Origin of the sequence: Burkholderia sp. Bp8991, from assembly GCF_003853795.1 — a bacterium.
Classification (GTDB): domain Bacteria; phylum Pseudomonadota; class Gammaproteobacteria; order Burkholderiales; family Burkholderiaceae; genus Burkholderia.
On the sequence record NZ_QTQJ01000042.1, the window covers coordinates 15,073 to 28,535 of the forward strand.

Sequence of the window (13,463 nt, forward strand, 5' to 3'; positions counted from 1 at the left end):
CAGGAATTCGATGAATTCGAGCGATACCGATACCGCCCCGCCTTCCGCGACGTCCGCCAGCGCGCCGGCGTTGCCGATCTTCTGGCCGATGGCCGCCGCCGCCGCGATGGTCCGGCTCGGCTCGGCACTCACCGCGCGCAACCTGCGTTTCGTCGCGGAAGAGGAGAAGCTGCATTGCGAGCCGCATCCGGCGCTGGCGTCGCCGAACCGCGCGCTGCTGGAACTGCGCACGATGACGTTCCGCGATTATTCGGTCGCGCCGGCGCACGGGCTGCCGACGATCGTCGAAGCGCCGTATGCGGGACACCGGGCGATGATCGCCGACTATCAGCCGGGGCAGAGCCTGATGCAGACGCTGCGCGAGCACGGCGTGACGCGCGTGTACCTGACCGACTGGCGCTCGGCGACCGAAGACATGCGGGACCTCGAGATCGACCAGTACCTGGCCGAGCTGAACGTCTGCGTCGACGAGCTCGGCGGGCGCGTGAATCTCGTGGGTCTGTGCCAGGGCGGGTGGATGTCCGCGATGTATGCGGCGCGCTTTCCGCACAAGGTCGCGAGCCTCGTGCTCGCGGGCGCGCCGATCGACACGGATGCGGGCGACGGTCCGATCAAGAAGATGGCGCACACCTATCCGACGTCGTTCTACGAGGAACTCGTGACGATGGGCGGCGGCCTGATGCGCGGGCGCTTCATGCTGCGCGGCTGGAAGAACATGCATCCCGACCAGCACTATCTCGCCGAGCACGTCGACCTGTACGAGCACCTCGACGATGCAGACTACCTGCGCAAGCGCGAAGCATTCGCGAACTGGTACGAAAGTCCGATCGACCTGCCGGGGCGCTGGTATCTGCAGGCGATCGTGCAGATCTTCAAGGAGAACCGGCTCGCGAAGGGCACGTTCGTCGCGCTCGGGCGGATGCTCGACCTGAAGGCGATCACGTGCCCCGTTTATCTGCTTGCCGGCGCGGCCGACGACATCACGACGCAGGAGCAGGTGTTCGCCGCGCAGGACCTGGTGGGGACGCCCGCCTCGCAGGTGACGCGCCAGCTCGTGCCGGGCGGGCATATCGGGCTGTTCATGGGATCGCGCACGCTGAAGGACGTGTGGCCGGGCATTGCCCGCTGGATTGCCGCGAAGCGGTAGCGGTTGCAGCGGAGGCCCACCGCGCGGTGGGCATGCGCGGCGGCGACTCGATGCGTCGGCGCGTCGATGGGTCGATGGGTCGATGCGTCGGCGCGTCGATACGGCAACGGTGCCGGCGCGCATGCATGCGGCGGGCGAGCGGTCGCGCCGCCGCGGCAGATCAGCCGCCGAGCAGTGCGTCCGCGAGCGCTGTCGGCGCGTGCCCGACCGTGACTTCCGGCGTGCCATGCCACGCCGCCAGCCGTTTCACGGCCTTCGCGACGTCGGCCGCGAGCCCCGTACCGAACCGCACGCCCGGCTCGACATGCACCGTCTTCAACTCGAACGTGCCGAGCGCGCGATGCGCTTTCGCGTCGACGCGCCCGATCAGTCGGCCGCGATGCAGCACCGGCAGGCAGAAGTAGCCGTAGCGCCGCTTGTGCGCGGGCGTATAGCACTCGATCGTGTAGTCGAACCCGAACAGCGTCGAGGCGCGCCGCCGGTCCCATACCACCGGATCGAACGGCGACAGCAGCGTCGTGACCGTCGAGCGCAGCGTGTCGGCCGCGGCGGCCGGCAGCAGCGCGTCGAGCGAGCGATGCACGTAGGCCGGCTCCTTCCAGTCGGCGACCTCCACCGGGATCAGCTCGCCCGCGTCCGCGAGCCGCTCGAGTTCCGCGCGGTACGAACGGCGCGGCAGCCGGTAGTAATCGGCCACCCAGTCCGCGCGCACGATCCCGAGTGCGCGACACGTGTAGTCGAGCAGCGAGGGCAGCACCGCGTCGCGCGGCGGCAGGTCGCGCGCATCGTCCCAGTCGGGCAGCACGCGCTCGCGCACGTCGTAGATGCGCTGGAAATTGCGGCGCTCGGACACCATCAGGTGGCCGGTCGTGAACAGCACTTCCAGGTGTTTTTTCTCGGGCTTGCGGTCCCACCAGCCGTTGCCTTTCACCCCGTCTTCGCGGATGAAATCTGCGGACCGCACGGGGCCTTCGTCGCGAATCCGCGCGAGCAGCCGCTCGATCTCGGCGCGGTTCTGCGCGTGCCAGTCGGCCGCGTATTTCCAGCCCATCCCCGATGGATCGAGCATCTTGTAGCGCATCAGCCCGAATTGCTCGACCGGCAGGAAGCACGCTTCGTGCGACCAGTATTCGAACAGGCGCGCCTCGGCGAGATGCTCGTCGAGCCACTGCGGGGCGAAGTTGCCGAGACGGCTGAACAGCACGAGATACGGACTGCGCGCGACGACATGAATCGTATCGATCTGTAACTGCGCCATCCGGCGGATCGTGTCGAGCACGTCGGCCTTGGTGGCCTTGCGGCGGGGCGGGGTCAGCAGGCCCTGCGCGGCGAGATGCAGCGCGCGGGCGGCGGCGGGCGAAAGCGTGAGCATCGGAGCGGCGGCTGAAGGTGGCGGTCGGGCACCACTTTAGCGCGAAAGCGGCGCACGTGTGCGACGCTTTCGCGCGACACGTCTGACAATGCTTGACAGATGCGCGGCGCGACTTTCCCTATAGTGCAGTCATGGCGCGACGAAATGTGCGCGCAACGATTCGGCTTCCGACGCACATATGTCCATGGCACGCAGGAAGCAGATCCGGGATTCTCAACCCCCAACGAGAGACCCGGAGCCCTGAGCGGACATCCATGCGGCTGTGCACCGGCCCCGTGTGGATGTCCGCTGATTTTTTTGTTGTTTCGCTTTTCCGCCGCCAGCCTTTTCCCGCCAGCCAGCCCGTTCATTGCCGCTTGCCGCGCGCGACCTCGTCGCCGGCGCCGGGCGGCAGCCGCCGCGTGATCGGAATCGATGCGAACGAACACAGCCCGACCACGACGAACGCGGGCCAGAAATCCGACCACACCATCGTCTGATGCCCCTGCAGCCAGTGCGACAGGTGCAGCACGAGGCCGGCGACCGTCACGCCGAGCCCGAGCGACATCTGCTGCACGACACTGCCGAGGCTCGTCGCGCGGCCTGCATCGGCCTGCGAAATATCCGCGTAGATCATCGAATTCAGGCTCGTGAACTGCAGCGCGGGGAAGATCCCGCCGACCAGCACGATCATCCAGATCGCCCAGGTCGCCATGCCCGGATGGAACACGCCGTAGGCGGCGATCGCGAGCCCGGCGAACGCGGCGTTGTAGATCAGCACCGTGCGAAAGCCGAAGCGGCGCAACGTATGGGTGGCCGTCGAGCGGCTCACCGCGCCGCCGAGTGCCGATGCGCAGGTGATCAGCCCGGAGTGGAACGCGCTCATGCCGAGGCCTTCCTGCAGCGCGAGCGGCAGCAGGAACGGCACGGCGCCGAGGCCGATGCGGAACAGCGACCCGCCGACCACGCTCGCGTGGTAAGTCGGGATCTTCAGGAAACTGAGGTCGAGCACGGGGCGCGCCTTGCGGCGCGCGTACGGCACGTAGAGCGCGAGCATCGCCGCGCCGGCCGCGCACATCAGGAGCGCGTTGCCGCGCGACGTGAGCGCGCCGTCGATCAGCGTGAGCCCCATCAGCAGCAGCGCGGCGCCGCTCGCCGACAGCAGGAAGCCGAACCAGTCGAGCGGGCCGGGATCGGCTTCGTGCGTGTTCGCGATGTGCTTGCTCGCGAGGTAGATCCCGTAGATGCCGATCGGCACGTTGATGAAGAAGATCATCCGCCAGTGCAGGTAGGTCGTGATGAAGCCGCCGACGAGCGGCCCGACCGTCGGCCCGAACAGCGCGGGAATCGCGAGGTAGTTCATCGCGCGCACGAGATCGGAGCGCGGCACCGCGCGGAAGATGATGATCCGGCCGACCGGCACCATCATCGCGCCGCCGACGCCCTGCACGAAGCGCGCGAACGTGAGCACGCCGAGGGAATTGGAGGCCGCGCACATCAGCGAGCCGGCGACGAAGATGCCGATCGCGGTGCGGAACACGGAGCGCGCGCTGAAGCGGTCGGCAAGCCATCCGCAGATCGGGATGAAGACGCCGAGGCCGACCACGTAGGCCGTGATCGCAATGTTCAGTGTGACGGGATTGTGCCCGAAGTCCCTCGCCATCGCGGGCAGGGCGGTGACGATGATGTTCGCGTCGACGCTTTCCATGAACAACGCACAGGCAACGATGAGCGGTGCTAGAAAGACGGGCGACATGGGCAGGGCGCGCGGTAAAGACGCCATTATGCCCACAATGTGGTCGTTGCGTCACGCGAGACAACGCCTGTTCCGCATGTTGCAACAGTCGTTCCTGTTAGCGCGCGTGGAAGAAGAGACGACCGCGCTGCCGGTGCGGTCCATGACGTGACACATGACGCGCGCCCGCGGGGGCCGCCGCGAAACTTGCGTGCGATGCGCGTTTCGTGCGACAGTCGGAACTCATCCGCGGATGACAACGACGCGCATCGATCGACGGCCATCGAGACGAGCGCACGCGCGAACGAGACCCCTGCCGAACCATTCATCATCGAAAGGAGGGGACACGTCATGACGTCACGTCGCGCCGCATCGACCGCATCGCATCCTGCCTCGCATCCATCCGTGCCCGCGCCGCGTCTGCGCTGGGCCGCCGTGCTCGCCGTCGCTTATCTCGCGGTCGCCGGCTGCGCCGCGCAGGCCGACAGTGCGAACCAGGCCGTGATGCAGGCGGCCAGCCAGTCCGCCGCACCCGCCACGGCGCCGGCTTCCGGCACGCTGCTGCCGCCGCCGAGCCAGCTCTACGGCGACCTGTTCGTCGCGGTGCAGACGGCGCAACTCTATCCCGACCAGAAGACCTTCGTCGACGCGACGCCCAACGCCGATCCGGCGACGATCGTACAGTTGTATCAGCAACAGAAGTCGCAGCCGGGCTTCTCGCTGAAGGCGTTCGTCGACCAGCACTTCACGCCGCCGCCGGAAGGCGGGGTCACGCCGCCCGCGAACCAGACGCTGCGCCAGCACATCGACTGGCTGTGGCCGCAGCTCACGCGAACCAGCACGACGGTGCCGCCGTACAGTTCGCTGATCGCGTTGCCGAAGCCGTATGTGGTGCCGGGCGGCCGCTTCCGCGAAGGCTACTACTGGGATACCTATTTCACGATGCTCGGGCTGCAGGTGTCGGGGCGCGAGGATCTCGTCGACGACATGCTCGACAACTTCGCATACCTGATCGACACGATCGGCCACATCCCGAACGGCAACCGCACGTACTACGCGAGCCGCTCGCAGCCGCCGTTCTTCGCGTACATGGTCACGCTCGCCGCGCAGGCCGAAGGCGACAAGGTCTACCAGAAATACCTGCCGGCGCTGCGCAAGGAGCATGCGTACTGGATGCAGGGCGAAACGACGACGCCGCGCGGGCAGGCCGCGCGCAACGTGGTCGCGATGCCGGACGGTGCGGTGCTGAACCGCTACTGGGACGCGAGCGACACGCCGCGCGACGAGTCGTATCTCGAGGACGTGACGACCGCGAAGGCCGTGCCGGATCGCCCCGCGAACGAGGTGTACCGCGACCTGCGCGCGGGTGCCGAAAGCGGCTGGGACTACAGCTCGCGCTGGTTCGGCGACGGCCGGACGCTCGCGACCATCCGCACGACGGCGATCGTGCCGGTCGACCTGAACAGCCTGATGTTCCATCTCGAGACGACGATCGTGAAAGGCTGCGCGGTCACGCGCGACTTCGCGTGCGTCGCGGATTTCTCCGGACGGGCGGCGCGGCGCGCGTCCGCGATCAACCACTATCTGTGGAACCGTCGCGGCTATTACGGCGACTACGACTGGCAGTTGCGCAAGCCGCGCGACGGCGTGACGGCGGCCGCGCTGTATCCGCTGTTCGCGGGCGTCGCGTGGCCCGAGCGTGCGAAGGCGACCGCGCGCGAGGTGCGCAAGACGCTGCTGCAGCCGGGCGGCCTCGCGACGACGACCGCGAACACGGGCCAGCAATGGGACGCGCCGAACGGCTGGGCGCCGCTGCAGTGGATCGCGATCGACGGGCTGCGCCGCTACGGCGAGCCGGCGCTCGCGAAGGACATCGGCACGCGCTTTCTGACCGACGTGAAGCATGTGTATGCAACCGAAGGCAAGCTCGTCGAGAAGTACGTGGTCGAAGGGGCTGGCGCGGGCGGCGGCGGGGGTGGCGAATATCCGCTGCAGGACGGCTTCGGCTGGACCAACGGCGTCACGCTGAAGCTGCTCGGGCTGTATGGCGAGTGACAGGCCGCGTGCATTGCATGCACGCACCTGAACGAGCACGGGCCGGATCGCCGCGCGCGCGGCAGTCCGGCCCGTTTCGCATGCGCGGATGTCAGAACGTGATCGTCGTGCGCACGCCGACCACCGTTTCGTCGCCGATGCGCGCGCCGGCCGCGTTCGGGTCCGGAATGCCGCCGCCCGGCCGGAAGAAGTGCTGCAGGTCGGCCTGTACCTGCCACCACGGCGCGACCTGGTACTGGTAGGTCGCCTCGATCACCGTTTCCGCGCGCCGCACCGGATAGCCGGGCGTCGTGAACCTGCCGGTGTCGCCGTCGAGCGCACGCGCATGCGAGCCGATCTTCGCGTAGCCGACCGCGATGCCGGCCGTATCGTCGTCGCGGCCCTTGAACGGCGCCTTGAGCGTCACGCCCGCATTCGCCGCGAAATCGACGACGTTGCGATCGCCCGGCGCACCCATCACGCGCGCGAACACGCCGACCGAGCGCGGGCTGTCCGCCGACGGCCGCCATACCATCTGATCCGCGACCGCATAGAAACCGTAGTTACCGCGATGCGTGGCGGGGATCCCGTTGCTGGCCGGATCCGCGAGCGACAGCCCGTCGGTGCCGACGCGCGGATCGTTCGCGTGCTGCGACTGATACCAGAAGCCGAGCTTGTACGTGCCGGGCAGGCCGGCCGGTTGCGGTGCCTTCGGGTCGGCGGGCGGCGCGTTCAGCGCGTACTGGAGTTCGCCGATCACGAACGCGCCGCTGCGCAGGTTGAAGTTGGTGCCGTGCGCGTTCAGCACCTGCGCGTCGCCGTCGCTGCGGCCGGCCGGATTGCCGTCGAACACGCCGACCAACGCGGTCCACGCGTCGGCCGGCTTCACGCGCAGCCGCACGCCGAGCGACGACAGCGGATAGGCAGCGCCGCCGGCCGGCAGGTCGGTCGCCGGCAGCACGGGCCAGCCGAACGTCGCGTTCATGAACGTCGCCGCGTATTGGCTGACCATGAATTCCTGGTCGACGCTTTGCTGGCCGATCTTCACGTCGGCCTTGCCGGCGAGGAACGCCTGCTGGTACCAGAGCTCCCACAGCCGCGTGGTCGAATTCGCCTCGATGCCGGTCGCGGTCTGCAGCGTCTGCAAATAGCGCTGCGTGAGGTTGGTGCCGTGGATCTGCAACCCGGACACGTTGAACGTGCCGCCCGGCAGGCCGATCGCCTTCTCCGTATCGACGTTGAAGCCGAATTGCGTGAGGCCCTGGTAGGCACCGCCGCGCTGCGTGCCGCCCGCGGCGTTGTACAGGTACTCGCTGGTTTCCTGCAGGTTCAGCGTGACGCCGTGATCGCCGAGCACGTCGCGCAGGCCGCCCATGTTGCCGAGCAGGTTCGACCGTTCCCAGAAACCGGTGGGGGCGGGCGCGGCAGCATCGGCGGCCGGTGCGGGGGCGGCGGCAGTGTCGCTGGCTCCGGCGGCCGGTTCGGCCGCGATGGCCGGTGACGACGATTGCGCGAACGCAGGCGCGGCCGCGAGCGACAGCAACAGCGCGGCGAGCGCGTCGAGGCGCGCTGTGCGCGCCGCGGATGCGAAGCGATTTTTCATGCGGGCTCCATGATTCGAGTGATTGGTTTGGCTGAAGCAGTGAAAACGTGAAGCGATGGCGCAGGTGCGGGCGGCGGCGCGCGGGCATGCTGCGCGTTGCGCGCGCGACCCGTTACGGCAGCCAGCCGCCGATCCGCCATACGTGCGTGAAGCCGAGGCGCGATGCGGTCGCACAGAGCAGCGCGACGAGCGCGACGGCGGCCGCCATTGCGCCGGCCAGCACGCAGTCGAGCGGGCGCGGTGCCGCCGGCAGGTGCGCGAGCGCGCTGCCGCGCCAGTTGCCGAACGTGTGGGCGAGCGGTGCAAGGGCCGAAGCGAACGAGCGGTCGGACACGACACGCGCGAGTTGCCTGAGTCTGACCATGAGCGATTGAAACGACATGACGTGCCTCCGTCCGGTCCGGCGCATGCCGGACGACGTGATCGAGCGCGGGTGCATGACGCGACCAGCGCTCGGCGGTTGGAACGTAACGGAGCGTGCGACACGGACGATTCGGCGATGCCGGCCCGGGAGGAAGCGCGCTAACCCGACGATGGCGAGCTAGCGGCGAAAGACATGCGCCTGGCTGCTATCTCGCGATGGCTTGGCCGGCCTGGACCGGCATCGAACTGCAACTGGAGCATGCGTCCACGAAGGGACTCCCTTGATGAATTGGGGCGGATTGTAGTCGCGAGTTTTGCTGCGGTGCAAGCAAAAAAGGCGGCGACGTTGCGCATTTCGCACCGCATGCGGCGCCCCCTCCGGGCCGGTCGATGCCCGCTGCGACCGCCCGCCGGCGGCGCGCGGCGACTGTTGCTCGCACGCATCGGCGGCGCGTGCGCGCCGAGGCGCTGAAAGGTTGCGGCGCGTCATTTGGGGCGCGAATCTTTCAGTCCGCATGAACCCGAAAAAATATTCCGTCAAGCCTGTTCCAAAGGGTTGACTTCCGTTTCGGCCGGTCCATAGAATCCGCCATCTTCACTCTTGGGGCCGCCGCCTTGGACGCCTGCAGTAGTCGATCTTCGAACGAAGTTTCCGCCTGAGCGACCGACGTCCGCGCCTCATCGAAGCCGCCGTTTGTCCCACAGGCAAACGGTGCGCGCAGCAGTATTTCGCAGTAACCCCCTCGTGCACCCTGATTCGCGCCGGTTAGCGTGATGCGTTTGCGCACGCGCCATCCGGTTTCGCCGCCGCCCGGCGCGCGGCCGCGTTCGCGCATGCGTTTCGCATGCACCCGAATGGCGGCCCGCGCGCCGGGCGGCGGCCAACCGTGTTCTCCGGAACACCGCACAGGAGCCGCCATGAACGACAGTGACAGTTGTCCCTTATGCCCGTTGCACCAACAGACCCTTTTGAACCCGGGTCGCAGGGACATGCCGGCCGACTAGCCTGACACGTCGTTCAGGCCCCGGACTGGCCCCGCACCCACCACGCGGCCGGCATGCATGCCGTTGCCGCCAGGAGCCAGACCATGAACTTCGGCCTTCTGCTGTCGAATCTTCCGCAAGTCACGCGATCGCATCCGCACTACGACGCGATGCCGATGCTCGACGCCCGTCCGCGGGTGTTTTCCCGGTTGTTCAACCGGTTGAAATCGCTGCTTCGCTGAACTGAAACACCGAGCGCGTCTCGGCATGCGCGCGCGGGCCCCGGGCCTGTTACGCGCGCGTATTCCAAGACCACACGCTTGACCGAAAAAAACCAGCCGTACGGAATTCATCATGTCCACGCCATCCAACGTCTCTCCACCGATCGCCGTCGAACGCAGTGCCGTGCTCGACGAAGCCCACCTGGGCGACATCCGCGGCGCGCTCGGCACCATCGCGCATCACGACACCGCCGCGCGCGGCACGTGGTGGGCGCGCCTGCGCACGCTGCTCGCGATCATCGGGCCCGGCCTCATCGTGATGGTCGGCGACAACGACGCGGGCGCCTTCGGCACCTATACGCAGGCCGGCCAGAACTACGGGACGACGCTGCTGTGGACGCTGCTGCTGCTCGTGCCGGTGCTGTACGTGAACCAGGAAATGGTGCTGCGCCTCGGCGCGGTCACGGGCGTCGGCCATGCGCGCCTGATCTTCGAGCGCTTCGGCAAGTTCTGGGGCGCGTTCAGCGTGATCGACCTGTTCCTGCTCAATGCGCTGACGATCGTCACCGAGTTCATCGGCATCACGTTCGTGCTGGCTTTCTTCGGGCTCCCGAAGATCGCGGGCGTGTGCGTGGCGGCCGCGCTGACGATGGCGGCCGTGAGTACCGGCGACTTCAGGCGCTTCGAGCGGTTCGCGATCGTGCTGTGCGTGCTGAGCCTGCTGCTCGTGCCGGTGCTCGTGTCGATCCACCCGCCGGTGGCGCAGATGTCGCGCGACTTCTTCGTGCCGAACTGGCCCGCGCACGCGAAGCTGTCCGACGTGATGCTGCTCGTGATCGGCATCGTCGGCACGACGGTCGCGCCGTGGCAGCTGTTCTTCCAGCAGAGCTACGTGATCGACAAGCGCATCACGCCGCGCTTCATGAAGTACGAGAAGGTCGATCTGTGGATCGGCATCGCGTTCGTGCTGATCGGCGCGGTCGCGATGATCGGCTTCAGCGCGGCGCTGTTCGGCGGCCATCCGGAAGCGGGCAACTTCAGCGACGCGGGCGGCATCATCGCCGGCCTCGAGAAGTATGCGGGCCGCACCAGCGCGACGCTGTTCGCGGTCGCGCTGCTCGACGCGTGCATCATCGGCGCGGCGGCGGTGTCGCTGTCGACCGCGTACGCGATCGGCGACGTGTTCAAGATCCGTCATTCGCTGCATCGCGGCGTGTCCGACGCGAAGGGCTTCTATCTCGTCTACTTCGGGATCGTCGCGGCCGCTGCCGCGCTCGTGCTGATCCCGGGCAGCCCGCTCGGCCTGCTGACCGAAGCGGTGCAGACGCTCGCGGGCGTGCTGCTGCCGAGCGCGACGGTGTTCCTGCTCGTGCTGTGCAACGATCGCCAGGTGCTCGGCCCGTGGGTCAACTCGACGAAGCTCAACATCTTCACGGGCGCGGTGATCTGGGTGCTCGTGCTGCTGTCGATCATCCTGACCGCGTCGGTGATGTATCCGGACATCAGCGGCGAAGCGATCATCGACGTGCTGGTCGGCGGCACCGTGCTCGCGATCACCGGCTATCTCGCGACGGTGCTGATCCGCCGCAACAAGCGCGTCGTCGAGCCGGGCATCGATCGCGCGCTGCGCGCCACCTGGCGCATGCCCCCGCTCGACACGCTCGAACCGCAGAACATGACGGTCGCGACGCGCGTCTGGATGGCCGTGCTGCGCGGCTATCTGGTGATCGCGGTCGGTCTCGTGATCGTCAAGGTCGTGCAGATGACGCTGCTGAAGTAACGCCGTTCGGCGTCATCTCCTGGTGTGCGCACATGCCGGCCCGCGAGGCCGGCATGTGCGTTTACGCGGGCAAAGCGCGCGCGTCAGATCAGCTCGAGCTTCGACGTCAGGTACGTGAGCTGGATCCGGTTCGCGACGCCGAAGCGCTTGCGCAGCTTGCGCAGGTGATAGTCGACATTGTGCGCGCTGGTGTCGAGGCGCCGGCCGATCTCCTTGTCCGACGCGCCTTCCGCGATGCCCAGCAGCAGTTCCTGCTCGAACGGCGTGAGCCCGTTCACGGCGCGTTCGCGCGACGTCGCGATCAGTTGCGGCGACGCGAACTTGTGCACCGACAGCCCGATCGACAGCGCCTGCTCGATCGTCGCCGGCGTGATCCATTCGCGCGTGCGGCGCGGCGCGGTGAAGCTCATGAATGCGTGCAGCCGCGTGCCGGGCACGGCCATCGAATACATGATGCCGCTGCACATGCCGTCGTCCTGCATCGTCTGCAGGAAACCGTCGAGCGCGGCCGGGCTCACGCACGGGCCGCCGTCGCGCGCGCGGTGTTCGCGGCGCAGCTGCTGCAGGTCCCACACGATCGGCATGTTGCACACGCGCGCGTCGAGCGTGCGCGGATCGATGTCGTGATGGTTGTGCCGGACGTAGTCGCCGCGATAGGTGGGCGGCGTGAACGCCTCGTGCAGGTAGAGACTCTCGACACGCTCCCGCGAGAATTCGAGCGCGAAATACGCGAACGTCGAGAAGCCCGTCAGGTGCAGCAGGCTGGTGACGATCCGGTTGCGTTCGGCGGTGCTCTGCGCGTGCGCGAGCGTATCGGCGACGCCGAGCTTCGGCGCGTGCGGCTGCGCGATGTCGTCGCGCTTGACGTCGTCGCACCAGACGACCTGCACCGGGCGCGCTCTCGACGCGTCGGTGCAGGCGACCGTCCGCCGCGGCGGACGGGGCAAGGTTGGGGCGACCGCTTCTTCTTGCAATGCAATATCGGACATGAGCCATCCCTCGGAATCGACGCGCATCGCGCAGCGGCAGCCGTGTCGTGCACGGTGCCCGCGACGATGCGATCGAGCATCTTTATGATATGCGCCGATCGTCATCTAGACGAAACGCGGGGGCATTGTACAAAAATGCCTGTCTGCCGTAATATGCCGTAATACTAATTCGGGCGAAAGGTTCATATTCGCACCGGTATAGAGTCGACCAGAAAATCATAAAGAAAAGACCAAATCGTGACGGGGCAGGTTCACATATTGGGAAAGGGTGGGCTCCTCATGACATATGCTGACGACGCGCCACGCGTCGAGTGGTTCTCGCAAGCCGATATCGCGGCCGCTGCCGCTTATTCGAAAGAAATTCATGCAATCGAGCGCGACGTTTTTACCGGAATTCAAATCGCGCCCGGTAAATCCGACCTCGCTTCCGTCGATTTCTCCCAATGCCATGCGCGATTGCGGCAAATCGGTTTCAGCACGCTCGGCTACGGCGCCTACGAGATGATCGGGCGGCGCATCCTGTGCGCGCATCTGCTGCGCGACCTCGCGCCCGCGACGTTCATGCAGCCGTATATCGAGGGCATGCTCTACGAGAGCGACCCGCGTTTCGCGCAGGTGCGCAGCAGCGGCTTCCCGGTCGCGTGGCGGCTCGACGAGATCGAGTCGGCCGCGCAGGGCAGCGGCGACCGCAAGGTGCTCGCGCTGGCCGGCCATCTGCGCGCGCATGCAATGAACAGCGGCGTGATCTTCAGCCTGTCGGCGCCGCGGCTCGACCTGCGCGTTGCCGTGAACGTGACGTCGGAAGCCCACGGCACCGAATGGATCGACGATCGCGTGATCGGCGGCGCGCTGTCGGTGAGCCTTGCCGTGCATCGCGTCGCGCTGCCGTTTCTCGAGGCGCGCATCGCGCGCATGCGCGGCTTCGCGCTCGGCGACGAGCAGCAGCAGGTGCTCGACCGGCTCGTGCACGGGCTGTCCGACCAGGAGATCGCGAGCGCGCTGCGCACGTCGCTGCACAAGGTCGGTCACCATATCCGCTCGCTCGAAAAACTCTTCAACGTGCAGAACCGCGCGCAGCTCGCGTATCTCGCCGCGCGCCGTCTGGAGTCCTGACCCTGTCTCCCCGCGCGGCGCCAGCCGCGCGATGGAAGCGGTTCCGGCGATGCGCGCGCGCAGGCGCCGCCGGGTTTCGTAGTCCGATCCGATCGTCACCGGAAAACGGCTGCGACGCTACGAGGCGCCTCCCTTTTTACGCG

The 13,463-nt window shown here is 67.5% G+C and carries 11 protein-coding genes; 6 read left to right on the plus strand and 5 right to left on the minus strand.

Going from position 1 to position 13,463, the window contains the following annotated elements:
• The first annotated feature begins 88 nt into the window (after positions 1 to 88).
• Positions 89 to 1,147, plus strand: a complete 1,059-nt coding sequence (locus DIE02_RS31705) for an alpha/beta fold hydrolase (protein ID WP_409362237.1) — start codon at positions 89 to 91, stop codon at positions 1,145 to 1,147.
• 160 nt (positions 1,148 to 1,307) lie between these two features.
• Here the strand turns inward: DIE02_RS31705 and DIE02_RS31710 are convergent, their stop codons facing one another.
• Positions 1,308 to 2,519: a winged helix-turn-helix domain-containing protein gene (locus DIE02_RS31710; RefSeq protein WP_124485359.1), complete on the minus strand. Its 1,212-nt coding sequence runs from the start codon at positions 2,517 to 2,519 to the stop codon at positions 1,308 to 1,310.
• Between the two features lie 346 nt (positions 2,520 to 2,865).
• On the minus strand, positions 2,866 to 4,254 hold the full coding sequence (locus DIE02_RS31715) for an MFS transporter (protein ID WP_124485360.1): 1,389 nt from the start codon (positions 4,252 to 4,254) through the stop codon (positions 2,866 to 2,868).
• Between DIE02_RS31715 and DIE02_RS35710 the strand changes: the two genes are divergently transcribed.
• A complete protein-coding gene (locus tag DIE02_RS35710; protein ID WP_185702674.1) occupies positions 4,205 to 4,405 on the plus strand; it encodes a hypothetical protein in 201 nt (66 codons plus the stop codon). The genes DIE02_RS31715 and DIE02_RS35710 overlap by 50 nt on opposite strands.
• 179 nt (positions 4,406 to 4,584) lie before the next feature.
• Positions 4,585 to 6,288, plus strand: coding sequence for an alpha,alpha-trehalase TreA (treA, locus tag DIE02_RS31720; RefSeq protein WP_124485361.1), 1,704 nt, complete (start codon positions 4,585 to 4,587; stop codon positions 6,286 to 6,288).
• Between the two features lie 91 nt (positions 6,289 to 6,379).
• On the opposite strand, the gene DIE02_RS31725 is transcribed toward treA, so the two are convergent.
• Together DIE02_RS31725 and DIE02_RS31730 are read right to left on the minus strand one after the other, a co-directional pair.
• Positions 6,380 to 7,870: a carbohydrate porin gene (locus tag DIE02_RS31725; RefSeq protein WP_124485362.1), complete on the minus strand. Its 1,491-nt coding sequence runs from the start codon at positions 7,868 to 7,870 to the stop codon at positions 6,380 to 6,382.
• A gap of 112 nt (positions 7,871 to 7,982) precedes the next feature.
• Positions 7,983 to 8,252, minus strand: coding sequence for a hypothetical protein (locus tag DIE02_RS31730; protein ID WP_124485363.1), 270 nt, complete (start codon positions 8,250 to 8,252; stop codon positions 7,983 to 7,985).
• A 1,069-nt stretch (positions 8,253 to 9,321) separates the two neighbouring features.
• Here DIE02_RS31730 and DIE02_RS35715 point away from each other — a divergent pair.
• Positions 9,322 to 9,459 (plus strand): hypothetical protein, encoded by a 138-nt coding sequence (locus DIE02_RS35715; RefSeq protein WP_185500299.1) that lies wholly within the window; start codon positions 9,322 to 9,324, stop codon positions 9,457 to 9,459.
• A gap of 112 nt (positions 9,460 to 9,571) precedes the next feature.
• Positions 9,572 to 11,218, plus strand: a complete 1,647-nt coding sequence (locus DIE02_RS31735; RefSeq protein WP_124485364.1) for an Nramp family divalent metal transporter — start codon at positions 9,572 to 9,574, stop codon at positions 11,216 to 11,218.
• Between the two features lie 83 nt (positions 11,219 to 11,301).
• On the opposite strand, the gene DIE02_RS31740 is transcribed toward DIE02_RS31735, so the two are convergent.
• Positions 11,302 to 12,207, minus strand: coding sequence for a LuxR family transcriptional regulator (locus DIE02_RS31740; RefSeq protein WP_124485365.1), 906 nt, complete (start codon positions 12,205 to 12,207; stop codon positions 11,302 to 11,304).
• A 279-nt stretch (positions 12,208 to 12,486) separates the two neighbouring features.
• On the opposite strand from DIE02_RS31740, the gene DIE02_RS31745 reads away from it, so the two are divergent.
• Positions 12,487 to 13,320 (plus strand): autoinducer binding domain-containing protein, encoded by an 834-nt coding sequence (locus DIE02_RS31745; RefSeq protein WP_044847604.1) that lies wholly within the window; start codon positions 12,487 to 12,489, stop codon positions 13,318 to 13,320.
• Positions 13,321 to 13,463 lie beyond the last annotated feature (143 nt).